Here is a 23618-nt window from a genome sequence, read left to right as displayed (position 1 = left end):
GATGGGCTTCGAAGCTTCTTCTCCCGTCGTTCTCGAGGGCGAGAACCTCACCATGTGCTTCGGCGGCATCGTCGCCATGGCGCAGGTGGAGTTCAGCCTGCGGCGGGGCGAGATCCTCGGGATCATCGGCCCCAACGGCGCGGGCAAATCCACGCTGCTCAACATCATCACCGGCATCTACATCCCCTCCTCGGGCGAGGTGCGGCTGGAGGGCCAGAAGCTCAACGGCGTGCCGGCGCACCGCATCGTCGCGCGCGGCATTGCCCGCACCTTCCAGTCGAGCCGGCTGTTCGGTGATCTGAGCGTTCTGGACAACGTCATCATCGGCCGCCACACCCACACGAAGAGCGGCGTGTTCGACGCCATCTTCCGGCGTGGCAAGGCGAAGGCGGAGCTGGCGACCTCCGCCGCCCATGCCGAACGGCTGCTGAAGAGCGTCTCGCGCAGCCTTTATGACCAACGCCACCGCCCGGCCGGTGAACTGGCGCAGGCCGACCGGCGCCGGCTGGAGATCGCCCGCGCCCTCGCCACGGAGCCGAAGGTGCTGCTGCTCGACGAGCCGTCCTCCGGCATGGACGACGCCGACACCGATGCGCTGATGGACGACATCCGCAGTGTCTGCGCCGAGCAGCCGGACCTGGCACTGATGATCATCGAGCACGACATGCGCCTCGTGGCGAGCCTGCCCCATCGCGTCATGGTGCTGGACTACGGTCAGAAGCTGGCCGACGGACCGTATGAGGAGATCCGCAAGATCCCGCGGGTCCAGGAAGCCTATCTCGGACGCAAGGCGGGGCAGCATGCTGGAGCTTGAGAAGGTCGACACCAATTATGGCGTCGTCGCCATGCTGCGGGACGTGTCCTTCTCCGTGAAGGCCGGTGAACTTGTCTGCATCCTCGGCCCCAACGGCGCCGGCAAGACCACCACATTCCGCGCCATCTCCGGCCTGCTTCCGCTGAGTGCCGGCCGGGTCCGCATCATGGGGCAGGACCTTGCCACCCTGCGCACGGAGGCGTTGAGCGCGCTCGGCATCGGCTTCGTGCCGGAAGGCCGACGCCTGTTCGCGGAGATCAGCGTGCGCGACAACATTCGCCTCGGCTTCGAGGCGCAGAAGGGACAAGGCCGCTTCGCCGACCGGCTGGAGCAGATGCTCGATCTCTTCCCCCGCGTCCGCGAGCGGATCAACCAGCGCGCCGGCACGCTGTCGGGCGGTGAGCAGGCCATGGTAGCGCTGGCCCGTGCCCTCATCGGCGCTCCGAAGCTGGTGGTGATGGACGAGCCCTCGCTCGGCCTCTCGCCGAAGCTGATCGACGAATATTTCGACACGGTGGCGGAGATCAACAAGCGCGGCACCACCGTTCTGTTGATCGAGCAGAATGCCGAGACGGCGCTCTCCATCGCGCACCGGGGCATCATGCTGGTGAAGGGGCGGGTCGTCGCCTCCGGGGACGCGGCAACGCTCCTCTCCAACGACGCCGTGCGCCACCTCTACCTATGAGCACGCTCGATCTCCTCGAACGGCTGATCGCCTTTCCGACGGTGAGCCGCGATCCCAACCGCGAGCTGATCGCCTTCGTGCAGGCCTTCCTCGGCCAGCACGGCATCGCCAGCGAGATCATTGCAACGCCGGACGGAAGGAAGGCGAATCTCTTCGCCACCATCGGCCCCACCGACCGGCCCGGCATCATGCTCTCCGGCCACACGGACGTGGTGCCAGTAGAGGGGCAGGCCTGGACGGCTGACCCGTTCCGCCTGCGCGTCGCGGACGGACGCGCCTACGGGCGCGGGGCGGCGGACATGAAGGGCTTCCTCGCCGCAGCGCTCGCCGTCGCGGCACGGGCAGCGACACGGCCGCTCGAAACGCCGCTGCACCTCGCCCTCAGTCATGACGAGGAGGTGGGCTGCGTCGGTGTGCGTTCGCTCATCGAACGCCTGTCCACGGCTTCCGTGCGCCCGCGCCTGTGCATCATCGGCGAGCCGACCTCGCTGCGTGTCGCCACCGGCCACAAGGGCAAGCTCGCGGCGCGCGCCACCTGCTGCGGCGTGGAAGGCCACTCCGCTCTGGCGCCGAAGGCGCTCAACGCCATCCATCTGGCGTGCGATTTCGTGGGCCTCCTGCGCACCCATCAGGACCGCATCGCCGAGAGCGGCGCACGGGACGCGCATTACGACATCCCCTACACGACGCTGCACGCGGGTATCATCGCCGGTGGCACGGCGCTCAACATCGTGCCGAACCGCTGTACGGTGGATTTCGAGATCCGCAACATCGCGCAGGACGACGCCTCGGAGGTGCTCACCCGCCTGCTGGACGACGCCGCGCAACTGGTCTCCGAACGGCGCGCGGCCTTTCCCGCTGCGGATATCGCGGTGGAGGTGGTGAACGACTATCCCGGACTTGCCACGCCCAAGGAGGCCGAAGTGGTGGCCTTCGTGCAGGCGCTGGTAGACGACGCCTCCACCTTCAAGGTGGCGTTCGGCACGGAAGGCGGGCTGTTCGATGCCCGCCTGTCCATTCCCACCGTCATCTGCGGCCCCGGCTCCATGGACCAGGGCCATAAGCCGGACGAATTCATCGCCCTTGACCAGTTGGAGGCCTGCGACCGGATGATGGACCGGCTTCTCCATCGGCTCGCGGCCTGAGGCCGGAGCAGACCCGCTTTCCGCATCGCCGCCGGGCGGCTCCGGCCGGCACCTTTATCGACCGAAGACGTGAGGCACGCCCATGATCCACCGCCGCATCCGCCCCTTCAACACCGCCAAGACCTATCCCGAGCAGCGTCTCGACAACGACCTCGCGCAGGCCGTGGTCGCGCGCGGCACCACCATCTTCCTGCGTGGGCAGTGCCCGCAGGACCTCGACACCGCCGAGGATGTCGGCATCGGTGATCCGGTGGCCCAGACCCACAAGGTGATGCAGAACATCCGCCAGTTGGTGGAGGAGTCCGGCGGTACCATGGAGCACGTGTGCAAGCTCGTGGTCTATCTGACCGACGTGCGTCACCGCGAGGCGGTCTACCGCACCATGGGCGAGTATATCCGCGGCGTGCATCCCGTCTGTACCGGCCTCGTCGTGGTGGCGCTGGCCCGCCCCAGCTGGCTGGTGGAGATCGACGCCACCGCCGTCATTCCCGACTGAGGCCGGCGCCATGACCTTCTCCATCGCCGCGCGCTGTGCGCGGACGGGGCGCTTCGGCGTTGCCATCTCCTCGTCCTCTCCGGCGGTCGCCGCCCGCTGCGCCCATGTGCGGGCGGGGGTGGGGGCGGTCTGCTCCCAGAACGTCACCGATCCGCGCCTCGGCCCGGCGGCGCTCGACCTGATGGCGCTCGGAGCCTCCGCCACGGGAGCCGTGGAGGCGCTCGCCGGCTCACGCCCCTACATGGCCTTCCGGCAGGTGACGGCGGTCGATGCCAAGGGCCGCGTCGCGGTGTTCTCCGGTGACAAGGCGCTGGGCACGGTGGCCGTGGCCGAGGGGACGGATTGCGTGGCGGCAGGCAACCTGCTCGCCACCGACCGCGTGCCGGCCGCCATGGTCGCGGCCTTCGAGGCGGCGCCGGGGGATCTGGGCGACCGCCTCATCGCGGCGCTCACCGCCGGTCTGCGTGAGGGCGGCGAGGCGGGCCCGGTGCATTCCGCCGGCCTGCTGATGGCGGGCGAGGAAGCCTGGCCGGTCGCAGACCTGCGCGTGGACTGGGACGAGACCCGCCCCATCGCCGCGCTGGCGGATCTCTGGCAGCTCTGGAAGCCGCAGATGGAGGCCTATGTGCAGCGTGCGCTGGTGCCGGACGCCGCCCCGAGCTTCGGCGTCCCCGGCGACGCCTGAGGCCGACGTGCCGCTCCGCGTGCGACGGACCCTCCGACATTCTCCGGCGACGCTCTCGCAAGGCGCCGCCGGACGGGGTATGGATCGGCATGCGCTACACGTTGCGGCAGCTCGAATATTTCATCGCGGCGGGTGAGACGGGATCGATCACCCTCGCCTCCGAGCGCATCAGCATTTCCCAGCCGTCCATCTCCACGGCCATCAGCCATCTGGAGCAGGAACTGGGCGTGCAGCTCTTCGTGCGCCATCACGCGCAGGGCCTCTCGCTGACCCCCGTGGGCCGCAAGCTTCTCGCCGAGGCCAAGCACCTCATCGAGCAGGCGGAAGGGCTCTATGCCGTCGCCTCGGAAGCGACCGACCAGGTGCGCGGGCAATTGTCCGTGGGCTGCATGGTGACGCTGGCGCCCATGATCCTGCCTGAACTCTCCCACGGCTTCACTACCGCCTATCCCGGCGCGCAGATCCGCCATGTGGAGGCCAATCAGGAACGCCTTCTGGACGGCCTGCGCCGCGCCGAGATCGACATCGCCGTCACCTACGATCTCCAGATCCCCGACGGCGTCACCTTCACGCCGCTGGCCAGCCTGCCGCCCCATGTGGTGGTGAGCGAGGCCCACCCTTTCGCCCGCCTGTCCGCGGTGAGCCTGAAGGATCTGGCGGACGAGCCGCTGATCCTCCTCGATCTGCCCATCAGCTCCGAATATTTCCTCGCGCTGTTTCTGCAGGAAGGCATCCAGCCGCGCATCCATTCCCGCTCCGCCTATCAGGAGGTGGTGCGGACCATGGTGGCGAACGGCTATGGCTACACGCTGGCCAACGTCCGGCCGCGCTCCGACATCGCGCTGGACGGGAGGCGAGTGGTGCGGGTGCGCATCGCCGGCGAGCACCGGCCCATGGTGGTCGGGACCGCCACCGTCTCGCAGTTCAAGAAATCCCGCCTGCTGCAGAGCTTCGAGGCCCACTGCCGGTCCTTCATCTCGGACGCCTACATTCCCGGCATGGTCGCTCCGGCCATTGACCGCCGGACGCGCAGAACCTGAACCCGCGGTTTGCCTGAGACGCCTCAGGTCGCCCGGCTCGTCCTCGCGCCCCAGCTCGCGCGCTCCGCATAGACCCGCGTTACGTCTTCCATATTCTCCGTGCCCCACTGGCACAGGGGCACGAGCGCCTGAGCCAGGCTCTGGCCCAGCGGCGTGAGGGCATAGTCCACGCGCGGCGGGACTTCCTTGTAATCGGTGCGCTTCACGAGTTGGTCGGCCTCCAGCTCCTTGAGCTGCTGGATCAGCATCTTGTCGCTGACATCCCGCACCGCCCGGCGCAGCTCGCCATAGCGGGTGGGTCCACCTTGGGCGAGGAAATAGAGGATCAGCGGCTTCCACTTGCCCGCGATCACCCGAAGCGTCGCATCAAGGCCGCAGGTGAAGCCCGGTAGCGTGGGCGTGCAGGTGCCGACCAGCGGCTCGTCCGTCTCTGGCCTGTCTGTCATCATGCACGGGTACTTACCAAAAGGTGCATACTTGTCAATTTGTGCGTGCCCAGCCAACTGAGAGCCACCTCATTGAAGGAGCACGTCATGGACAGGCTTAAGGGTAAGACCGCCGTAGTGACCGGCGGCGGGAGCGGCATCGGACTGGGCGCCGCGCGACGGTTCGTGGAGGAAGGCGCGTTCGTCTATCTGTTCGGCCGGCGCGCCGACGTTCTGGAAGCCGCCGCGAAGGAACTCGGCTCCTCCGCACGCGCCGTGCCGGGCTCGGTGACGGATCTCGCCGACCTCGACCGGCTCTATGCGGCGGTGAAAAGCGAACGCGGCGGACTCGACATCGTGTTCGCCAACGCCGGCACCGGCAATTTCGCCGCGCTCGGGGCGATCACGCCGGACCAGTACGAGCAGACCTTCGACGTCAACGTGAAGGGTGTTCTCTTCACCGTGCAGAAGGCCCTGCCGCTGATGCGGACCGGCGGCTCGATCATCCTGACCGGCTCCACGACCGGCACGATGGGCACGCCGCAATTCAGCATCTACAGCGCCAGCAAGGCTGCGGTGCGGAACTTCGCGCGCAGCTGGGCCGAGGATCTGCGGGGCACCGGCATCCGGGTCAACGTCCTCTCGCCCGGACCGACCCTCACGGATCTCGCCCTCGAGGTGGTGGGCAAGGAGGCGTTCGAAGCCCTCGGCGCCACGACCCCGCTCGGCCGCATCGGCGATCCCTCCGAGACAGGCGCGGTGGCGGCCTTCCTCGCCTCCTCCGACAGCAGCTTCATGACCGGTGGAGAGGTGTTCGTCGACGGCGGCTTCGCCCAGGTCTGAGGCTTGACGCCACGGGGCTCCACTCTCCGGAGCGGAGCCCCCTCAGGAGGTCGGAGGCGACAGCGGCGCGCCCTCTGCCGCCAGCGGCTTGCCATAGAGGCCGATGTTGGCATCACCCCAGGTTTTCAGGGCGAGCAGCACCGGCTCCATGCTGCGGCCGAGGGGAGAGAGGCTATACTCCACCTTGGGCGGCACCTGCGCATAGACCTTGCGGGTGATGAGGCCGTCCTCCTCCAGTTCCCGCAACTGGTTGGTGAGCGTCCGCGGCGTCACGTTCTGCACATGACGGCGGATCTCGTTGAAGCGCAGCGTGCCCGCCAGCAGATGGAACAGGATGACCGACTTCCACTTGCCTTCGATGAGCCCCACCGCTGCCTCTACGGCGCATCCGGGGCTGCAGTCGAAGCGGGAATGACGGACCTTGGCCATGGCCGGCTCCTCAGCTCACAGTATCAAAGAGGATACTATGTGCTTTCCTTGTACGTATTGCCTTTGAAGGAGCGTAGGGCAACATCCTCGCCATATCAACGTGGCTATGGAGCTTGAGCATGAAGGCGATCGGATACCGGCAGTCCGGCCCCATCGACCGGGACGACGCCTTGGTGGACATCGAGATCGACCGCCCGGCGGCACGCGGGCGCGATCTCCTGGTCGAGGTGGCGGCCATCTCCGTCAATCCCGTGGACACCAAGGTGCGCAAGCGGGCGGCACCGCCCGAGGGGGAGTGGAAGATCCTCGGCTGGGATGCGGTGGGACGTGTCGTCGAGGTGGGCGAGGGTGTCACCCGCTTCCGGCCGGGTGATGAGGTCTATTATGCCGGCTCCCTCACCCGTCCCGGCGCCAACAGCGCCTTCCATCTGGTGGACGAGCGCATCGTCGGCCGCAAGCCGGCGAGCCTGTCCAACCCGGAGGCGGCAGCCCTGCCGCTGACTGCCATCACCGCCTGGGAGATGCTGTTCGACCGGCTCGACATCGTGAAGAGCGTGCCGGGCGCGGCCAACGCCATCCTCATCGTCGGCGGTGCCGGCGGGGTGGGCTCCATCGCCATCCAGCTGGTGCGGGCGTTCACCGATCTCACCGTCATCGCCACCGCCTCGCGCCCGGAGACGCAGGACTGGGTGCGGACGCTCGGCGCCCATCACGTGGTGGACCACGGCGCGCCCATCGCGGCGCAGGTGGCGGCCCTCGGGCTCGGCGCACCGGCTTTCGTCTTCTCGACCACCGAGACCCACCGGCATCTGGCGGAGATCGCCGAGTTGATCGCCCCGCAGGGCCGCTTTGGGCTGATCGATGATCCGGACGGGCTCGATGTCTCGGTCTTCAAGCGCAAGTCGGTCTCGACCCATTGGGAGTTCATGTTCACCCGTTCCATGTTCGAGACGGCGGACATGGACGCACAGGGCCGGCTGCTGGACGAGGTGGCGCGGCTCGTGGAGGCCGGCAAGGTGCGCACCACGCTCACGCAGACGCTACGCCCGATCAGCGCCGCCACGCTGAAGACCGCCCACGCCATCCTCGATAGCGGCAAGGCGCGGGGCAAGATCGTGGTGGAAGGCTTCTGAAGCTCCATTCCGCCGCATACGGACGTATGGCGGGGTAGCGCTCCCGCATAATGGTCCGCCGGCCGTCCGCTGCCCACACTGCCAACGGCTCGGAGGGTCTCCCCCCGGGCCCGCGGGAGCCGGCAGCGGCGGCGGGCGGCGCCTTGAAGGGCGGCCGGGCCGCGTGCGCCTCACACGGCGAGCGCGTTTCGATCCGCCACTTCAAGGAACGTCCATGGAACCCACCTTCACCGGCCCCTATGCCGACACGGCGACACCCGTCCTGCCCCGGACGGAGATGACCCTCGACCTTGCGCGCACGGCGCTGGTGGTGATCGATCCGCAGATCGATGTGATGAGCCCCAAGGGTCTTGCATGGCCGGCGGTGGGTGAGAGCGTCACCGAAACCAACATCGTGGCGAACCTCGTCACGCTGTTCCGCGCCGCCAAGGCAGCGGGCATCACCGTCGCCGTCTCGCCGCACTATTACTATTGCTGGGATCACCATTGGCGCTGGCAGTCGCCGCTGGAGAAGTTCCAGCACGACGTGGGCGCCTTCGACCGCAAGGGGCCGTACACGCTGGACGGCTTCCGCGCCTCCGGGGCGGACTTCATGGAGGAGTTCAAGCCCTATATCGAGGACGGCAAGACCATCATCTGCGCGCCGCACAAGCTCTATGGCCCGCAGACCAACGACCTCAAGCTCCAGCTTGGCAAGCAGGGCATCCGGCAGGTGATCGTCGCCGGCATGCTGGCCAACATGTGCGTGGAATCCCACATGCGCGACCTGCTGGAAGCGGGCTACGAGGTGGCCGTCGTGCGCGATGCCGTGGCGGCGCCGAAGCTGCCGGACGGGGACGGCTATCTCGCCGCGCTCATCAACTACCGCTTCATGGCCAACGGCCTCTGGACCACGCAGGAGACGGTGGCGCGGCTCACGCCTGCGGCCTGAACGTGAAACCGGCCGGGCGCCCGCGCCCGACACCACCTACCTCCATCACGCAAGTCTGGCGGAACCTTCCTCTGATACCCGAGTTGCTGGCGCAGGACACGGAGATTGGACCCATGACCGTTCACTTCGCAGGCGAGCAGCCCCCCGTTTCGCAGGCGGCAACCTGGTCCGCCGCGACGCTCGGCGCGGGCGAGGCCTATGAGGCGGCCTGCCTTGCGCAGGCGGCCGGCATCTCGCGGGAGGAAGCGATGGGTCTCGTGCGCCGGCACGGCACCCACCGCGCGACCCTCATGGCCGCCGCCCGCCGCCTCAAGCGCGGCTGACCTCCACGCTCACGGCTTCAGCACATCGGCCCCGACGCCCGCCGGATAGGGCAGATCGGTGATGAGCCGCTCGGCCGGCCTGTCGAGCGCGAAGAGGGGCGCGAGGTCGATGGTGAGATAGCTGGTGCGATGGGCATAATCGGCGATCTGGAGCCGGTTGTTCGTCAGATCCTTGATGGAGACCCACTGGGTGTAATCGGACACAAGCTGCCCGTTCGGCAGGCGCGACTGGGCGACGCCCACCGGAATGTCCACCGTGTTCAGCACATGCACCACCGCCTGCACGGCTTCGGCGCCATCCTTGGGCGGGGTCATGCCGTGGCGCAGGGCGCTGGCGCGCACGAAGCGGGAGGGGGGCGTATAGTCCCCCGGCAGGCCCACGAGGCCGCCGCCCTGGCCGAGCGCCGTCACATCCACATTCCCGATCTGCCGCTGCTCCACGCCCACCGTGGAGAGGTTGAGATAGTTGCGCAGGTTGGTGAGGTGCCAGTCATAGGTGGGGGCGTTGGTGAGCACATGGGCCACGTTGTCGTGGATGTGCAGCTCCCCCTCCACATATTCCACGATGATGCTGGCGCCCGCGCGATCCGTGAACACGAAGTGCATGAGCGGCGCGGTGGGGCCGCTGGCGGCGGAGGGATCGGACCAGACCTTGGTGGTCTTCAGCGCCTCCTTCACCTCGGCAATCGTGGCGAAATTGCCGAGCGCCCAGGCGCCGAAGGAGAGCACCTCCACATAGTTCTTATCCTGCGGGGTCACCGTCTGGTAGGTGGTGAAGCCGGGCAGGAAATTGCCGCTCAGGCCGAGGCCGGCGGCATTCTGCCCCTCCACCAGCGCCCCACCGGGGATGATGTTGGCGCTCACACCCACCAGCGCATATTTCGCCTCCACCGTGCGCTCCGGCAGATTGAGGGCCTTCGGCGCGGTGAGCTTCACCGGAAAGCCCTTGGGGCGGCTCACCAGCGTCCATTTCATATCGAACGCCCATTCCATGGTGCGCCCGGCGATGACGGTCCTGTCGGCGGCGACGATATCGACGGCGGTGCAGGCCAGCGCCGCATTCATCATGGCGGCGAGGGAGAGGGCGGTGGTGAGGGTGCGCAGCATGGGGTTTCCTCCGCGTCCGTGACGGCCGGGTTGCTCCCGGTCTGGGCGGACGGCGGGATTGTAGTACAGCGCAAGAAATGTGGGGAGGGCGTCAGGTGCGTATGCGTCCGTTTGTTGATACTCCCCTGTCTGCTCAGAGCCATATCGCCTTGACCGTGTCGTGGATCGATGGCTCCGTCATTCTTGTATAGCTGGTGTTTTGATTTGGAATGGGGCAGCTTGCCATCTGCGATATATGAAGGAATAAACGGGCGAAACTGGGGGGGCGTGTAGGTGCAGCTCGAATCCATAAGGGTCGAAAAATTCAAGCGAATCGACATTATAGACTTGCCTCTTGCTGACTTAAATATTCTCGTCGGCTCGAACGGAAGCGGCAAATCGTCCATTCTCCAAGCGTTGCATCTAGCATCTTGCCTCATGCGCCAAGCCGACCGAATCAGAGCAAATTCGACAGCAATGGTGCGTGTTAGCGACCTTGATTATCTCCCCTCTGACGAATATTGGCGCTTGGGCCATGGGGCGGATTGGGGAAACAAAGCAACGAGTCCTTCCTCAATCGTGAGATTCAACTTCCGGGACAGCGCTGGCGCGGAACTCACCGCGGTATGTGAAATGCGATCTGCGCGAAATGCAGGGATTTCGGTTCAGGGTGAATTGCCTGAGCAGATACGCCTCCAGTTTAGGGGGGACGATACGTTTTTCAGTGGGTTCATCCCCGGCATCTCGGGTATTCCAAACGTCGAACAGAAGAATTCGAGGCGAGTAGTTCTCAAAGCCTGTTCGTTCGGCGACTCCAACGTCTATCTTCGAAATGCACTTAATCTTCTTTCTGCTACGGATTTGCATCAAATCGAGACTTGGCTGCAGCCATTACTCGGAAATATAAAGTTGAAAGTAAAATTTGAAGAATCTATCGATTTTCAGATCCATGCAGAGGCCGAAATCGGTGGCCTTGCTATGCCGTTAGAGCTGCTGGGGACGGGCTATCTCCAGCTCATTCAGATTTTCTGCTATATTCTGCTCTTTAAACCAAAGATCCTTTTGGTGGACGAGCCCGACATTCACCTGCATCCTAGCGTGCAGGAGAGGCTAGCAGAAAACCTCCTGCAGATTGCCCGCGCGCAGGGCATCAAGATCATAATGACCTCTCACTCGCCGTTCATCGTCAGGGGGGCCCCCGTGGGCACGAATGTCGTATGGCTGGCTGAAGGCCGAAAGCAGTCGGAAGACAGGAATCTTGTCGAGTTGGCTCTTGGCTGGGGGGCGTTCGGCAAGAAAGTCATCGTCGTCAGCGAAGACGCCAAGAATGATCTGCTTAAGAAACTTATCCGCCAATGGCCTGAAATTGATCAGGCGGTCACCGTACTGCCGGGTCGTGGGTATAAGCATCTCCTAAAAAGGGACGAAGCTATTGAGTTGAGGGAGGCGCTTGGCGGCAAGTTCAAGATACTCGTACATCGCGACCGGGACGCGTTGACTGACATAGAGATCCAGATGTTGAAGGACTTTTATGATGCCGATGGCGTGAGGCTTTGGCTTACCGACCAGTCGGACATCGAGGCGGAATTTTGCGACCCTACTTTCCTGTCATCACTGACTGGGCACCCAATCCATGAGTGCGAGACTTGGTTGGCGGATATACAAGCGAATAATCGAGCTTCTATAAAAGAGCAATTTCTTAAGCAACGCGGCGCTCATAATGAAGAGCTTCACAAGACGGGCGGGGGCAGCCCGCTTAGCGATGCCGTTTGGGATACATTGCAGGCGCTTCCGTTGAAGGGGGCGAAGGGGAAGTTCGTTTTCAATCAGCTTAAGAACACAGTTCCAGCAAATGCCTTTTCGTACGAAGCGGTCATCAATCACACCGGATACCCCGAGCGCGCAGCGAGCCTGAAAGCTAACCTGCAGGACCTGCTGGCTTAGATTTTGCTGCTGTTGAAGCCTATTTTCTTTGTCGGATCAATGATTTGTACGATTCACTACATCTTGGTTGACCTGAGCAACACTTGCTCGATGTCGGTTGCGGAGGGAGTAGAGTACGGGGCTGACATAAACCGGGCCCTACCTCGATCCATTCATTTGCCCCCCTCTCCCCCCGCGCGCGCTTTCCCGCTATAAGCCGCGCCATGCTCGACCAGACCCCCGAGGCTCCGGCATCCGCCGGCGGCCAGCCCGATTTCACGCGCCGGCGCACCTTCGCCATCATCTCGCATCCTGACGCGGGCAAGACCACGCTGACGGAGAAGCTGCTGCTGGCCTCCGGCGCCATCCGGCAGGCGGGGCAGGTGAAGGCGCGCGGCGAGCGCCGCCGCACCCGCTCCGACTGGATGGAGATCGAGCAGCAGCGCGGCATCTCCGTCACCTCCTCGGTGATGACCTTCGAGCGCGACGGCATCGTCTTCAACCTGCTGGACACCCCCGGCCACTCGGACTTCTCCGAGGACACCTACCGCACCCTCTCGGCGGTGGACGCGGCCGTCATGGTCATCGACGTCGCCAAGGGCATCGAGAGCCAGACGCGCAAGCTGTTCGAGGTGTGCCGCCTGCGCGACATCCCCATCTTCACCTTCATCAACAAGGTGGACCGCGAGGGGCAGGACCCGCTCGGCCTGATGGACGACATCGCCGCGACGCTGGCGCTCGACCTCACCCCCTTCACCTGGCCCATTGGCCTCGGCACCGATTTCCGCGGCCTCATCGACGTGCCCGGCAAGCGCGCTTTGCTGGCCGAGGAGCGCGGCGGCCCGCTCACCCGCATCGTGCCCTATGAGGACCCCATCGACCTGCTGGGGCTCGAGGGCGTGGAAGAGCGCATCGTCGAGGAGGCGGTGGAGAGCCTGTCGCTGGCGCTGGGCGTGCTGTCGCCCTTCGATCTGGAAAGCTTCCGCGAGGGGCACCTCTCGCCGGTCTTCTACGGCTCGGCCATCAAGGAGGCCGGGGTGGCGCAGCTTCTGGCCGGGCTCGGCGGCTTCGGCCCCAGCCCCCTGCCGCGCAATGCCAACGGCCGCACCGTGGAGCCGGCGGAGGCGAACGTCTCCGGCTTCGTGTTCAAGGTGCAGGCCAACATGGACCCGAACCACCGCGACCGCGTGGCCTTCGTGCGCCTGTGCTCCGGCGTGTTCAAGCGCGGCATGAAGCTGTTCAATGCCCGCGAGAAGCGGCACATGGCCATCGCCAACCCCATCTTCTTCTTCGCCCAGGAGCGCGAGACGGTGGACGAGGCGGTGGCCGGCGACATCATCGGCATTCCCAACCACGGCATGTTGCGGGTGGGCGACACCCTCTCGGAAGGCGAGACCATCCGCTTCGAGGGCATTCCCGACTTCGCGCCCGAAATCCTGCGGCGGGTGCTGCTGGCCGACCCCATGAAGAGCAAGCAGCTCCAGAAGGCGCTGCATGATCTGGCGGAAGAGGGGGTGGTGCAGGTGCTGCGCCCCCTCACCGATCCCGCGCCCATCGTGGGCGTGGTGGGCACGCTGCAGCTCGATGTGCTGTCCTCGCGGCTCGACAAGGAATATGGCGTGCCCATCCGCTATGAGAGCGTGTCCTTCGTCACCGCCCGCTGGATCACCGGCGACCGGGCCGAGGTGGACCGCTTCGCGGAGACCTCGCGCTCGTCCATCGCCCTCGACCGCGACGACCAGCCGGTCTATCTCGCCCGCAGCCAGTGGGTGCTCGACCGCGCCATCGAGGAATGGCCGAAGCTCAAGTTCGTCGCAGTGAAGGAACGCGGCTGAGCGTCTAGAATGGAACCTCCGGTGCCAGCGCGCCCGGGGGGGAGGAATATCCGGCGGCCTTGCCCGCACGGTCTTGAGAAGGGGAATTTCATGTCGATCGAGCTTGGCCGCGCGCAGGATCCGGCGCTCCAGAAGATCATCACGGACGCTTTCGAGGCGCGGGCCGAGATCGGCTTCTCCACCGCCGGCCAGATCCGCGAGGCGGTGAACGAGGCGCTGGCGCTGCTCGATTCCGGCGCCGCCCGCGTGGCCGAGCCCGCCGCCGACGGCTCCTGGCAGGTGAACCAGTGGCTGAAGAAGGCGGTGCTGCTCTCCTTCCGCCTTAACGACATGGACCTCATCCCCGGCGGCCCCGGCGGGGCGGCCTGGTGGGACAAGGTGCCCTCCAAGTTCGCCAAGTGGGGCGCTTCCGAATTCCGCGCCGCCGGCTTCCGCGCCGTGCCCGGCGCCATCGTGCGCCAGTCCGCCTACATCGCGCCCAACGTGGTGCTGATGCCCTCCTTCGTGAACCTCGGCGCCCATGTGGGCGAGGGCACCATGGTGGACACCTGGGCGACGGTGGGCTCCTGCGCGCAGATCGGCAAGCGGGTGCACCTGTCCGGCGGCGTCGGCATCGGCGGCGTGCTGGAGCCGCTTCAGGCCGGCCCGGTCATCATCGAGGACGACTGCTTCATCGGCGCCCGCTCCGAGGTGGTCGAGGGCGTGGTGGTGCGCAAGGGCTCCGTGCTGTCCATGGGCGTCTTCATCTCCGCTTCCACCAAGATCATCGACCGCACCACGGGCGAGGTCTTCATCGGCGAGGTGCCGGCCTATTCCGTGGTGGTGCCCGGCGCCATGCCCGGCAAGCCGCTGCCGGACGGCACGCCCGGCCCCTCGCTCTATTGCGCCGTGATCGTGAAGCGCGTGGACGAGAAGACCCGCGCCAAGACCTCCATCAACGACCTCCTGCGCGACTGAGGGGGAGTTTCGGCGGCCGGCCCCCAGTGGGCCGGCTGGCGCTCTGCCCCGGACGACGCCCTCCGCCCCGGCCGGTGCGGCGGGCGAAAGGTGCATCTTTCGCGAGCCTTGCAGCCAGTTGGGGGCCGGCATCATTTGCCAGTGGAAAGCGGCTTGCATGCGCGATCCGAGCCGCTATATTCCGCCACCTCGACAGCGGGCGACGCACCAACCGGCGCCATCGGATTCCATCCGAATCCCCGCGTCGGGTCTGGCCGGCATTCCCATGCCATCCAGGAGTTCCGCACCCCTCCGGGTGTCGCGGAGAGGTGGCCGAGTGGTTGAAGGCGCACGCCTGGAACGCGTGTATACGGGAAACCGTATCGAGGGTTCGAATCCCTCTCTCTCCGCCATTTCAGTCCCTGAGTGGGCATTGCGTTTACGCCATCGCCCGATGTCGGCGCCTGAAGCAGCCGGGATTCAATCCCATGATGTTGTAGCGCGCAGGATCGGATGTCACCCGCGCGCGGTGCCGGATCGGGCTGTTAAACGTCAGTCAAAGCGATCCTGAGAGTGCGCCACGCGAGCGTCGCAGCCAGACGGCGACTAACAACCCGTTTAACCGAGGAGCGTGGCGAGGAACGCGTAGTCCAACGGTAGGCCGACAAGCCCTTGTCGAAGCTCGCGAAATTGGAGCGGGCGATGGGAATCGAACCCACGACATACAGCTTGGGAAGCTGTCGTTCTACCACTGAACTACGCCCGCAGCGGGTGGCACCATAGACGTGGCGGGGGCTCGCTCGCAAGGGCGAAGGCGGGCTGTCCCCGGCAGGATGGGAGCGGCCGGTAGCAGCGTTGGAGGGCAAGGGGGGGCGGCGCCACGGGTCGCGGCATCCGGCGGCCAGCGCAAGACGACGGCGGAGTAAGCGGCGGGCCATGGGGCGCGCGCCGGAGAGCGCGCCCGGTTGCTTCAGGGCAGGGGGCGATGGGGCATGCGGTGGTCGCGAGGGGCTCCGTCCGGGCGGCGCGCTCTTGCTTGCTCGCCGCAAGGGGGATGCGGATGCCGGACAAGCTGCGCTAAGCTCGCGCCATGTCCGATCCTGCCTTCCCTGCTTCGTCGGCCCATGCGCCGCGCTTTCACGCCCGCTTCCAGTCCTTCGAGGAGACCGCCGACGGCAGTGCCGGGCCCGGCCGGCTCGCCGCGTTGCGGGCGGAGCTCGCCCGGCGCGGCATCGGCGGCTATGTGGTGCCTCGGGCCGATGCGCACCAGAATGAATATGTGGCGCCGGGAGAGGAGCGTCTCGCCTGGCTCACGGGCTTCACCGGCTCGGCCGGCCTTCTTATCGTGCTGCCGGAGGTCGCGGCGCTGTTTGTGGATGGCCGCTACACGCTTCAGGCGGCGGCGCAGGTGGACACCGGCGCCTTCACCGTCGTGCCGCTGGCCGAAACGAGCCCGGAACGCTGGCTGGAGGCCAACCTTCCGGTGGGGCTCTCGCTCGGCTTCGATCCCTGGCGCACCACGCTCGACGGGCGCGATCGCTTCGCCCGCGCGGTGGCCAATGCGAAGGGCGTGCTGGTGAGCGTGGCGGAGGATCCCGTCGCCCGGCTGTGGACGGACCGGCCGGAAGCGCCCCGCGCCCCGCTGCGGCTGCTCGATGCCGCTCTGGCGGGCGAGGAGACGCCGTCCAAGCTTGCCCGCGTACGCGAGGCGCTGGGCAAGGACCGGCTCGACGGCGCGCTCATCTCCGATCCCCATGCCACGGCGTGGCTCTTCAATGTGCGCGGCGGCGATGTGGCCCACACGCCGCTGCCGCTCGCCTGGTCTCTCGTGCCGGCGGAGGGGCGGCCGCAGCTCTTCCTCTCCCCCGCCAAGCTCTCCCATGAGGTCCGCGCGGTCCTGTCGGACGTGGCGGATGTGCGCCATGAGGACGATCTGGAGGCGGCGCTCACCGATTTCGCCGCCGGCCGCACCGTGCGGCTCGATCAGGCGACGGCACCCGTCCATCTCGCCGAGGTGGTGGAGCGGGCGGGCGGCAAGGTGGCGAAGGGCGCAGATCCGGTCTCGGCCCTGAAAGCGCGCAAGAATGCGGCGGAGATCGCCGGCATGCGGGCTGCCCATCTGCGCGACGGCGTGGCGCTGACGCGCTTCCTCCACTGGTTCGACGGCGCGGCGGCGTCCGGCACGCTCACCGAGATCGACGCCGTGGAGGCACTGGAGACCTTCCGGCGCGAGACCGGCCAGCTCACGGACGTGTCCTTCCCCACCATTTCCGGGGCGGGGCCGAACGGCGCCATCGTTCATTACCGCGTTACACGCGCCACCAATCGGACGCTCCAGCCCGGCGAGCTCTTCCTGCTCGATTCCGGCGCGCAATATCCCGACGGCACGACGGATGTGACGCGCACGCTGGCGGTGGGCACGCCGACGGCGGATATGCGCGCGCATTTCACGCTTGTGCTCAAGGGCCATATCGCCCTCTCCCGCGCCCTCTTCCCGAAGGGCACCACGGGGGCGCAGCTCGATACGCTGGCGCGTCAGTTCCTGTGGGCGGCGGGACTCGATTTCGAGCACGGCACCGGACACGGGGTCGGGGCGGGGCTCTCCGTGCATGAAGGGCCGGCGCGCATCTCCAAGCTCGGCCACGTGGCGCTGGAGGAGGGGATGATCCTCTCCAACGAGCCCGGCTATTACCGCACGGGCGCCTATGGCATCCGCATCGAGAACCTTATCCTGGTGGAGCCGCGTGCGATCGCCGGGGCGGAGAAGAGCTTCTTCGGCTTCGAGACGCTGACCCTCGCCCCCATCGACCGGCGGCTGATCGACACAGACCTCCTGACAGCCGAGGAGACCGCCTGGATGGACGCCTATCACGCCCGTGTGGCGCGGGAGGTGGGGCCGGCGCTCGATGGCGACGAACAGGCCTGGCTCGCGGCCGCTACCGCTCCGCTCAAGTCTTGAGGTGACGTCTCCGCCGCCTGGCTTCGCGATGGTCGGGCGGTCGCACTGCGGAACCTTTGCCGCAACCCTGCGTTTGGGAAGCAGAGGCGACAGAGGGACGAGACGTCATGTCAACTATTCTGATCATCATCTTGGTGCTTATTCTGGTCGGCGCCCTTCCGACTTGGGGATACAGCAGCAGCTGGGGTTATGGGCCCGGCGGCATCGTCGGCGTCCTGCTGATCGTGGTGATCGTTCTGGCTTTGACAGGCCGCATATGATCCCTCGCACCTGGAGCGCGAACCGAGGGGATTGGATCAATCCGCTCGGTGGGCGCTGACGGGAAACGGGATGTGTCATCGGGCCGGGGAGCGCCGCTCCCCGGCCTTTTTCGTATGCGGATGGCGCCGCGATGTGGCTGGGCCTCACATCCGCCGCATCCGCCGGTCGCACTTGGGGCAGGCCGAGGTTGTGGCGCCCGTCCCGCGGCCGGATAAGCTTGACGGATGAGGAGGTAGCGCACGTGCAGGAAACAGGATGGCCGCAGGACGTTCACTGCCCCCATCTTCCACGCCTGCGCGGCGGCCGGCGTGGCGCCGCCCCCTTGCGCCCCGGCGCGTGCTGGCCGAAAAGAGGGCTATGACCGTACGTCAGTTGTCCATAGCGTCCGTGCGTCTGCCGGGTCCGCGTTCCAGCGGGCGCGGACGGGCGCGCGCGTTCGGCCTGCGGCGCTGACATGGACGCGATCCTCGATACACCCCCGCCGGGGGAAGAGGACGGCGAAGCCGCCCGCGTGCGCGCCGCGCTTGCACGGGTGCTCGCCTCGGATGAGTTCTCGTCCTCGCCCCGCCTCGCGGACTTCCTGCGCTTTGTGGTGGAGGCCAAGCTCGGCGGGCGGGCGGAGGAGATCAAGGGCTATACCATCGCCGTCGAGGCGCTCGGGCGGCCGGCTTCCTTCGATCCGCAGAGCGACCCCATCGTGCGGGTGGAGGCCACCCGCCTGCGCCGCGCGCTGGAGCGGCACTATTCCGGCGCGGGTGTGGATGACGAAATGGAGATCGTCATCCCCAAGGGCAGCTATGTGCCGCATTTCCGGCCGCGCGGTGCCGCTGCCGATGTGCTGCCCGAAGAGGCGCAGCGTCCGACCGGCGAGGACGCCATCCCCGTCGTTGCGCCGCAAGTCGCCGGAAGCGGCCTGCGGCGCTGGGGCGTTCCGGCGGTGGTGCTGGTCCTCCTGCTGATGCTGGGCACGCTGGGCGTGCGTGCCGTCTCGGGTGCCTGGCCGTTCGCGAGCCTGTTCGCGCAAGCCGAAGGGCCGCGTGATCTTGCCGACCGGCTCGGCATGCCGATCATCGACGTGCGCCCCTTCGAGACGGTGGGCAGCCGTGCGCCCACGCAGGCCGAGACCCACGCCATCGAGGCCCGCCTGCGGGATGCGTTCGCCCGCTTCGATTTCGTGGACGTGATGGAGCCGGGGCAGGAGGCCTCGGTGCGGGAATGCCGCGATCCGCCGCCGCGCTCAGTGTTCGCCTTGTCGGGGCTCGCAGAGGGCCGGGAGGACGGCACCTTCTCCTTGCTGGTGCGCCTGTCGGACCGGTGCGAGGGCACGATCGTCTGGTCCGCCGATTTCGAGGGCCTGCGCCGGGGCTCCGACATGCCGGCCACCGAGCAGCGGGTGGTGCGCGACATCGCCGTCGCGCTCATGCAGTCCTATGGCGTGCTGCCGACGCGGGCGCGGTCGCAGGCGCGGGCGGATGCCAGTCCCTCAGGCTTCGGCTGCATCGCGCAGGTCTATTCCCTGTCGCGCGGCTCGGAGGCGGAAACCCCGCAAGGGGTGCGCGAGTGTCTCGCCCGCGAGGCGCGGCAGCACACCGGCTTCGGGCTCGCCCATGCGGTGACGGCACAGATCGCGCTGGACGAGATCCGGCGCAATCCCGCCGCGCCCGCAGATCCGGACATGCTGGCGCAGATGCTGCGCAATGCGGAGCTCGCCGCCGATCTCGCCCCCACCAGCGCCTATGCCTCCAAGGTCCTGGCCAAGGTGGACTATATGCGCGGCGAGCGGGATGCCGCGCTGGCGGCGGCCGAACGGGCGCTGGCGCTCAATCCGCTCGACTATGACGTAGCGGCGGACGTGGGCATGGTACGTATCGGCCTCGGCCAGCCCGAGCAGGGCGAGGCGCTGCTGAATTTCGCCCGCGCCCATGGCGCGCTGCGCACCCCCATGCAGGACGCCTTCATCGCCATCTCCGCCTTCCTCCGGGAGGACGCCCATGCGGCGGCCGGCGTGCTCGCCCCGCTGCAACTGCATCCTTCGCCGCAGACGCGCATCGGCCTCGCGCTGGCGCTGAAGGCGCTGGGGCGGACCGAGCAGGAGCACGAGGTGGTGATGGCCCTGGTGCGGGAGACGCCGGACGGCGCCGCCGGCGTGCGCCGGGTGGTCCACACCATGCTGCCTTATGCGGACACGGCCGAGCCGGTGCTCTCCGAGCTGGAGCAGGCGGGCCTCGGCCCGCGGGCGGTCTCGGCCGGCTCCACGCGGGGCTGAGCGCGATCCGAGCGGATTGTATCAATCCGCTCGGTGAATCGCCCGCTGACCTCAAGAAAGAGAACGCGTGATCCGATCAGATGGCGATGCAATCCGATCGGCGCGTACTCTGAGCGGCACGCCGCCGCCTGCCCGAAGGCGAGGCGGAGGCGCGCCCTCGGATCTCACAGGATGAAGCGGCTGAGATCGGCGTTCTTGGCGAGGTCGGCCACGCGCTCGCGGACATAGGCGGCATCGATGCTCACCGTCTCGCCCGAGCGGTCGGGGGCGGTGAAGGACAGTTCGTCCAGCACGCGCTCCATCACCGTCTGGAGCCGGCGGGCGCCGATATTCTCCACGGTCGAATTCACCTCCACAGCCACGTCCGCAATGGCCTCGACAGCGTCGGGGGTGATGTCCAGCGTCACACCCTCCGTGCCCATGAGGGCGACGGACTGCTTGACGAGGCTCGCCTCCGTCTCGGTGAGGATGCGCACGAAATCGGCGCGGGTGAGGGCTTCCAGCTCCACGCGGATGGGCAGGCGGCCCTGAAGCTCCGGCAACAGGTCGGAGGGCTTGGAGACGTGGAAGGCGCCGGAGGCGATGAACAGGATGTGGTCGGTCTTCACCGGGCCGTGCTTGGTGGAGACGGTGGTACCCTCGATCAGCGGCAGCAGGTCGCGCTGCACGCCCTCGCGGGAGACGTCGGCGCCGGAGCGGCCCTCGCGCTGGGCGATCTTGTCGATCTCGTCGAGGAAGACGATGCCGTTGTTCTCCACGGCATAGATGGCCTCCTGGGTGGTGGCCTCCTGGTCGATGAGCTTGTCGGCTTCCTCGGTGAGGAGGAGGGGATGGGCATCCTTCACCAGCACGCGGCGGGCCTTGGTGCGGCCGCCGAACGCCTTGCCCAGCATGTCGCCCAGCGAGACCGCGCCCATCTGGGCGCCGGGCATGCCGGGGATCTCGAACATGGGCATCCCCTGTCCGCCCTGCTGCACCTCGATCTCCACTTCCTTCTCGTCCAGCTCGCCGGCCCGCAGCTTCTTGCGGAAGGCATCGCGAGTGGTCGAAGAGGAGTTGGCGCCCACCAGCGCGTCCAGGACCCGCTCCTCGGCGGCGAGATGGGCGCGGGCCTGCACATCCTTGCGCTTCTGCTCGCGCACGAGGCCGATGCCCACCTCCACGAGATCGCGGATGATCTGCTCCACGTCGCGGCCCACATAGCCGACTTCGGTGAACTTGGTGGCCTCCACCTTCAGGAACGGCGCGCCCGCGAGGCGCGCGAGGCGGCGGGAAATCTCGGTCTTGCCGACGCCGGTCGGGCCGATCATCAGGATGTTCTTGGGCAGAACCTCCTCGCGCATGTGGCCCTGAAGCTGCTGACGCCGCCAGCGGTTGCGCAAGGCGATGGCCACGGCGCGCTTGGCCTTGCCCTGGCCGACGATGTGGCGGTCGAGCTCGGAGACGATCTCGCGGGGGGAAAAGTCACTCATCTCGTTCGTCTTTCGTGTCCCGGCGCGGATCAGCCCAGGGGGATGCGGTGAGGCACCGGCCGCCTGAAACGCTCACGCGGGCTTCAGGGTCAGCCGATGGTCTCAACGATGATGTTGCGATTGGTATAGACGCAGATGTCGGCGGCGATCTCCAGCGAGCGGCGCACGATGGCTTCCGGTGCATCCTCGCGGTCGAGCAGGGCGCGTGCTGCGGCGAGCGCATACATGCCGCCCGAGCCGATGCCTGCAACGCCCGCCTCCGGCTCCAGCACGTCGCCGGTGCCGGTGAGCACGAGGGAGACGTTGGCATCCGCCACAATCATCATGGCTTCCAGCCGGCGCAGATAGCGGTCCGTGCGCCAGTCCTTGGCGAGTTCCACCGCCGCGCGCTGGAGCTGGCCGGGATACTGCTCCAGCTTCGCCTCCAGCCGCTCGAACAGCGTGAAGGCGTCGGCGGTGGCGCCGGCGAAGCCGCCGATCACGTCGCCCTTGCCCAGACGGCGCACCTTGCGCGCATTGGCCTTGAGGACGGTCTGGCCCAGGGTCACCTGCCCGTCGCCGGCGATCGCGACGCGATTGCCCTTGCGCACCGTGACGATGGTCGTTCCGTAAATGGTATCTGGGGAATGCATGTAAGGCTCCGCTGACGGGGCCTTACTTAAGACCTTCCGCCGCCGGTGCAATGTCTGCCGCTTGCGGCCTCATGCCCAGTCCGGTTTCCAGTCCGGCGGGGCGAGCTGGAAGCCGGAGAACAGGAAGGCCGGGGCCACCGTGCAGCCCACCAACGTCCAGGCACCGAGGCTCTCCGCCGCCTGCCAGACGAAGGGCGGCACCACGCCCTGCGGCTCCTGTCCGGCTGCGAGATCCGTGCCGAGCGTGAGGGTGCGGGTCGCCTCGCCCTCGGGCGCGAGATGAAGGCTGAGCGGCGCGCCGGCGTAATAGTGCCAGGTCTCGCTGGCATCCACGCGGTGCCAGTGGGAGCGCTCGCCGGCCTGCAACAGGAAATAGATGGCGGTGGATGCGGCGCGGGTGCCTTCCGGCGCCATGTCGCGGAAGGTCTCGCGATAATGGCCGCCTTCCGGATGCGGCTTGAGATCCAGTTTTGCGATGATTTCGGCGGCGGACAGGCGGGAGAGGTCGGACATCATTCAGCCCCGGAACACATTCTTGCGGGCACGCAGTTCGGTGAAGACGGCAGCGGGATCGGCGCCGGCAAGGCCGAGGCGTTCGGCCATGTCGGGATCGTCCGCCCGCAGGAAGGGATTGGTGAGACGCTCGTCGCCGAGCAGCGCCGGAATCGTGGGCTTGCCCTCCCGCCGCGCCGCCTCGGCGTCGGCGACGCGGGCACGCAGGGCGCCGTTGTCGGGATCCACGCTGAGCGCGAACCGGCCGTTGGCCACCGTGTATTCGTGCCCGCAATAGAGCGAGAAATCATCGGGCAGGGTGCGCAGGCGCTGGAGCGAGTGCCACAGCACCGGCGGGTCGCATTCCAGCGCCCGGCCGCAGCCCATGACGAACAGCGTGTCGCCGGCAAACAGCAGCTTCTCTTCCGGGAAGACGAAGGAGATGTGGCCCGCCGTGTGGCCCGGGGTCTCGATCACCCGACCGATGGCCGAGCCGAGACCCACGGGATCGGCATCCACCACCTCCACATCGAGGGCCGGAATGGTGGCGGCCTCGGCCTTCGGGCCGACGACGGTGGCGCCATATTGCGCCTTCAGCGCCAGCACGCCGTCCACATGGTCGGCATGGTGATGGGTGATGAGGATGTGGGTGAGGTCCCAGCCTTCCAGCTCCAGCGCGTCCATGATCGGGCCGGGCTCGGGCGCGTCCACCACGGCGGTCGCCTCGGTGAGGGGATCGTGCAGGAGGACGGCGTAATTGTCGCTCAGGCACGGGATGACGCGGATATCCAGCGGCATGTTTCATCT

General features: G+C 67.2%; 23 protein-coding genes and 2 tRNA genes. 17 read left to right on the top strand and 8 right to left on the bottom strand.

The features are described from left to right. Nucleotide 1: 1 nt before the first annotated feature. The 6 genes from DFO45_RS09870 (at nt 2) to DFO45_RS09845 (ending at nt 4865) form a co-directional block, all read left to right on the top strand. Nucleotides 2-814: an ABC transporter ATP-binding protein gene (locus tag DFO45_RS09870; protein ID WP_133864699.1), complete on the top strand. Its 813-nt coding sequence runs from the start codon at nt 2-4 to the stop codon at nt 812-814. Further along, complete coding sequence (locus DFO45_RS09865) at nt 801-1499, top strand: ABC transporter ATP-binding protein (RefSeq protein ID WP_133864698.1); 699 nt, start codon at nt 801-803, stop codon at nt 1497-1499. The genes DFO45_RS09870 and DFO45_RS09865 overlap by 14 nt, the downstream gene beginning before the upstream one ends. After that, the gene (argE, locus tag DFO45_RS09860) at nt 1496-2644 is read left to right on the top strand and encodes an acetylornithine deacetylase (protein ID WP_133864697.1); all 1149 of its coding nucleotides are present in this window, start codon (nt 1496-1498) and stop codon (nt 2642-2644) included. The genes DFO45_RS09865 and argE overlap by 4 nt, the downstream gene beginning before the upstream one ends. 82 nt (nt 2645-2726) lie before the next feature. Further along, a complete protein-coding gene (locus tag DFO45_RS09855; protein WP_012168733.1) occupies nt 2727-3140 on the top strand; it encodes a RidA family protein in 414 nt (137 codons plus the stop codon). A gap of 10 nt (nt 3141-3150) precedes the next feature. After that, nucleotides 3151-3825: a DUF1028 domain-containing protein gene (locus DFO45_RS09850; RefSeq protein ID WP_012168734.1), complete on the top strand. Its 675-nt coding sequence runs from the start codon at nt 3151-3153 to the stop codon at nt 3823-3825. An 89-nt stretch (nt 3826-3914) separates the two neighbouring features. Beyond that, a complete protein-coding gene (locus tag DFO45_RS09845) occupies nt 3915-4865 on the top strand; it encodes a LysR family transcriptional regulator (protein WP_012168735.1) in 951 nt (316 codons plus the stop codon). Nucleotides 4866-4888: 23 nt separating this feature from the next. On the opposite strand, the gene DFO45_RS09840 is transcribed toward DFO45_RS09845, so the two are convergent. Beyond that, on the bottom strand, nt 4889-5314 hold the full coding sequence (locus DFO45_RS09840; protein WP_245518012.1) for a helix-turn-helix domain-containing protein: 426 nt from the start codon (nt 5312-5314) through the stop codon (nt 4889-4891). 84 nt (nt 5315-5398) lie between these two features. On the opposite strand from DFO45_RS09840, the gene DFO45_RS09835 reads away from it, so the two are divergent. Further along, on the top strand, nt 5399-6133 hold the full coding sequence (locus DFO45_RS09835) for an SDR family oxidoreductase (RefSeq protein ID WP_166657087.1): 735 nt from the start codon (nt 5399-5401) through the stop codon (nt 6131-6133). A gap of 42 nt (nt 6134-6175) precedes the next feature. On the opposite strand, the gene DFO45_RS09830 is transcribed toward DFO45_RS09835, so the two are convergent. Beyond that, the gene (locus DFO45_RS09830; protein ID WP_133864695.1) at nt 6176-6562 is read right to left on the bottom strand and encodes a helix-turn-helix domain-containing protein; all 387 of its coding nucleotides are present in this window, start codon (nt 6560-6562) and stop codon (nt 6176-6178) included. A 119-nt stretch (nt 6563-6681) separates the two neighbouring features. Here DFO45_RS09830 and DFO45_RS09825 point away from each other — a divergent pair, with 119 nt between their 5' ends. The 3 genes from DFO45_RS09825 (at nt 6682) to DFO45_RS09815 (ending at nt 8949) form a co-directional block, all read left to right on the top strand. Then, nucleotides 6682-7695 (top strand): zinc-binding alcohol dehydrogenase family protein, encoded by a 1014-nt coding sequence (locus DFO45_RS09825; RefSeq protein ID WP_133864694.1) that lies wholly within the window; start codon nt 6682-6684, stop codon nt 7693-7695. A gap of 214 nt (nt 7696-7909) precedes the next feature. Continuing rightward, nucleotides 7910-8626: an isochorismatase family protein gene (locus DFO45_RS09820; protein WP_133864693.1), complete on the top strand. Its 717-nt coding sequence runs from the start codon at nt 7910-7912 to the stop codon at nt 8624-8626. 113 nt (nt 8627-8739) lie between these two features. Then, nucleotides 8740-8949, top strand: coding sequence for a hypothetical protein (locus DFO45_RS09815; RefSeq protein WP_133864692.1), 210 nt, complete (start codon nt 8740-8742; stop codon nt 8947-8949). A 9-nt stretch (nt 8950-8958) separates the two neighbouring features. Here the strand turns inward: DFO45_RS09815 and DFO45_RS09810 are convergent, their stop codons facing one another. After that, the gene (locus tag DFO45_RS09810) at nt 8959-10056 is read right to left on the bottom strand and encodes a choloylglycine hydrolase family protein (RefSeq protein WP_133864691.1); all 1098 of its coding nucleotides are present in this window, start codon (nt 10054-10056) and stop codon (nt 8959-8961) included. 273 nt (nt 10057-10329) lie between these two features. On the opposite strand from DFO45_RS09810, the gene DFO45_RS09805 reads away from it, so the two are divergent. From DFO45_RS09805 to DFO45_RS09790, 4 genes are all read left to right on the top strand, one after another. Next, a complete protein-coding gene (locus tag DFO45_RS09805) occupies nt 10330-11979 on the top strand; it encodes an AAA family ATPase (RefSeq protein ID WP_133864690.1) in 1650 nt (549 codons plus the stop codon). A gap of 203 nt (nt 11980-12182) precedes the next feature. After that, on the top strand, nt 12183-13793 hold the full coding sequence (locus tag DFO45_RS09800) for a peptide chain release factor 3 (RefSeq protein WP_133864689.1): 1611 nt from the start codon (nt 12183-12185) through the stop codon (nt 13791-13793). Nucleotides 13794-13883: 90 nt separating this feature from the next. Next, entirely contained in the window at nt 13884-14750 is an 867-nt protein-coding gene (dapD, locus tag DFO45_RS09795; RefSeq protein WP_133864688.1) for a 2,3,4,5-tetrahydropyridine-2,6-dicarboxylate N-succinyltransferase, read from the top strand. Nucleotides 14751-15052: 302 nt separating this feature from the next. Further along, nucleotides 15053-15142 (top strand) — tRNA-Ser (locus DFO45_RS09790). Nucleotides 15143-15420: 278 nt separating this feature from the next. Here DFO45_RS09790 and DFO45_RS09785 read toward each other — a convergent pair. Beyond that, nucleotides 15421-15495 (bottom strand) — tRNA-Gly (locus DFO45_RS09785). Nucleotides 15496-15819: 324 nt separating this feature from the next. Here DFO45_RS09785 and DFO45_RS09780 point away from each other — a divergent pair. The 3 genes from DFO45_RS09780 to DFO45_RS09770 all read left to right on the top strand — a co-directional run bounded on the left by DFO45_RS09780 (nt 15820) and on the right by DFO45_RS09770 (nt 20215). Beyond that, entirely contained in the window at nt 15820-17688 is a 1869-nt protein-coding gene (locus DFO45_RS09780) for an aminopeptidase P family protein (protein WP_133864687.1), read from the top strand. Nucleotides 17689-17795: 107 nt separating this feature from the next. Then, nucleotides 17796-17948, top strand: a complete 153-nt coding sequence (locus DFO45_RS09775) for a DUF3309 family protein (RefSeq protein WP_012168750.1) — start codon at nt 17796-17798, stop codon at nt 17946-17948. Between the two features lie 455 nt (nt 17949-18403). Further along, complete coding sequence (locus DFO45_RS09770) at nt 18404-20215, top strand: hypothetical protein (protein ID WP_133864686.1); 1812 nt, start codon at nt 18404-18406, stop codon at nt 20213-20215. Between the two features lie 164 nt (nt 20216-20379). On the opposite strand, the gene hslU is transcribed toward DFO45_RS09770, so the two are convergent. From hslU to gloB, 4 genes are all read right to left on the bottom strand, one after another. After that, a complete protein-coding gene (hslU, locus tag DFO45_RS09765) occupies nt 20380-21687 on the bottom strand; it encodes an ATP-dependent protease ATPase subunit HslU (RefSeq protein ID WP_133864685.1) in 1308 nt (435 codons plus the stop codon). Nucleotides 21688-21776: 89 nt separating this feature from the next. Next, nucleotides 21777-22319, bottom strand: coding sequence for an ATP-dependent protease subunit HslV (gene hslV, locus DFO45_RS09760; protein WP_043878735.1), 543 nt, complete (start codon nt 22317-22319; stop codon nt 21777-21779). A gap of 69 nt (nt 22320-22388) precedes the next feature. Then, on the bottom strand, nt 22389-22835 hold the full coding sequence (locus DFO45_RS09755) for a cupin domain-containing protein (RefSeq protein WP_133864684.1): 447 nt from the start codon (nt 22833-22835) through the stop codon (nt 22389-22391). After that, a complete protein-coding gene (gene gloB, locus DFO45_RS09750) occupies nt 22836-23609 on the bottom strand; it encodes a hydroxyacylglutathione hydrolase (RefSeq protein ID WP_012168755.1) in 774 nt (257 codons plus the stop codon). It abuts the gene before it with no gap. Between the last annotated feature and the right edge of the window lie 9 nt (nt 23610-23618).

Source organism: Azorhizobium sp. AG788, assembly GCF_004364705.1.
GTDB classification, from domain to species: Bacteria; Pseudomonadota; Alphaproteobacteria; order Rhizobiales; family Xanthobacteraceae; genus Azorhizobium; species Azorhizobium caulinodans.
The sequence above is the reverse complement of the archived record's forward strand: the minus strand, read 5'-3'. Positions and strand labels throughout refer to the sequence as shown.

Excerpts from the sequence above, each read along its gene's own strand:
- DFO45_RS09870 (WP_133864699.1), top strand. The coding sequence starts at position 2 with ATGGGCTTCGAAGCTTCTTCTCCCGTCGTTCTCGAGGGCGAGAACCTC.
- DFO45_RS09850 (WP_012168734.1), top strand. The coding sequence starts at position 3,151 with ATGACCTTCTCCATCGCCGCGCGCTGTGCGCGGACGGGGCGCTTCGGC.
- hslV (WP_043878735.1), bottom strand. The coding sequence starts at position 22,319 with ATGCATTCCCCAGATACCATTTACGGAACGACCATCGTCACGGTGCGC.
- DFO45_RS09830 (WP_133864695.1), bottom strand. The coding sequence starts at position 6,562 with ATGGCCAAGGTCCGTCATTCCCGCTTCGACTGCAGCCCCGGATGCGCC.
- DFO45_RS09815 (WP_133864692.1), top strand. The coding sequence starts at position 8,740 with ATGACCGTTCACTTCGCAGGCGAGCAGCCCCCCGTTTCGCAGGCGGCA.
- DFO45_RS09845 (WP_012168735.1), top strand. The coding sequence starts at position 3,915 with ATGCGCTACACGTTGCGGCAGCTCGAATATTTCATCGCGGCGGGTGAG.
- DFO45_RS09840 (WP_245518012.1), bottom strand. The coding sequence starts at position 5,314 with ATGATGACAGACAGGCCAGAGACGGACGAGCCGCTGGTCGGCACCTGC.
- DFO45_RS09855 (WP_012168733.1), top strand. The coding sequence starts at position 2,727 with ATGATCCACCGCCGCATCCGCCCCTTCAACACCGCCAAGACCTATCCC.
- DFO45_RS09800 (WP_133864689.1), top strand. The coding sequence starts at position 12,183 with ATGCTCGACCAGACCCCCGAGGCTCCGGCATCCGCCGGCGGCCAGCCC.
- DFO45_RS09755 (WP_133864684.1), bottom strand. The coding sequence starts at position 22,835 with ATGATGTCCGACCTCTCCCGCCTGTCCGCCGCCGAAATCATCGCAAAA.
- DFO45_RS09810 (WP_133864691.1), bottom strand. The coding sequence starts at position 10,056 with ATGCTGCGCACCCTCACCACCGCCCTCTCCCTCGCCGCCATGATGAAT.
- DFO45_RS09770 (WP_133864686.1), top strand. The coding sequence starts at position 18,404 with ATGGACGCGATCCTCGATACACCCCCGCCGGGGGAAGAGGACGGCGAA.
- dapD (WP_133864688.1), top strand. The coding sequence starts at position 13,884 with ATGTCGATCGAGCTTGGCCGCGCGCAGGATCCGGCGCTCCAGAAGATC.
- DFO45_RS09820 (WP_133864693.1), top strand. The coding sequence starts at position 7,910 with ATGGAACCCACCTTCACCGGCCCCTATGCCGACACGGCGACACCCGTC.
- DFO45_RS09865 (WP_133864698.1), top strand. The coding sequence starts at position 801 with ATGCTGGAGCTTGAGAAGGTCGACACCAATTATGGCGTCGTCGCCATG.
- gloB (WP_012168755.1), bottom strand. The coding sequence starts at position 23,609 with ATGCCGCTGGATATCCGCGTCATCCCGTGCCTGAGCGACAATTACGCC.
- hslU (WP_133864685.1), bottom strand. The coding sequence starts at position 21,687 with ATGAGTGACTTTTCCCCCCGCGAGATCGTCTCCGAGCTCGACCGCCAC.
- DFO45_RS09775 (WP_012168750.1), top strand. The coding sequence starts at position 17,796 with ATGTCAACTATTCTGATCATCATCTTGGTGCTTATTCTGGTCGGCGCC.
- DFO45_RS09835 (WP_166657087.1), top strand. The coding sequence starts at position 5,399 with ATGGACAGGCTTAAGGGTAAGACCGCCGTAGTGACCGGCGGCGGGAGC.
- argE (WP_133864697.1), top strand. The coding sequence starts at position 1,496 with ATGAGCACGCTCGATCTCCTCGAACGGCTGATCGCCTTTCCGACGGTG.
- DFO45_RS09780 (WP_133864687.1), top strand. The coding sequence starts at position 15,820 with ATGTCCGATCCTGCCTTCCCTGCTTCGTCGGCCCATGCGCCGCGCTTT.
- DFO45_RS09825 (WP_133864694.1), top strand. The coding sequence starts at position 6,682 with ATGAAGGCGATCGGATACCGGCAGTCCGGCCCCATCGACCGGGACGAC.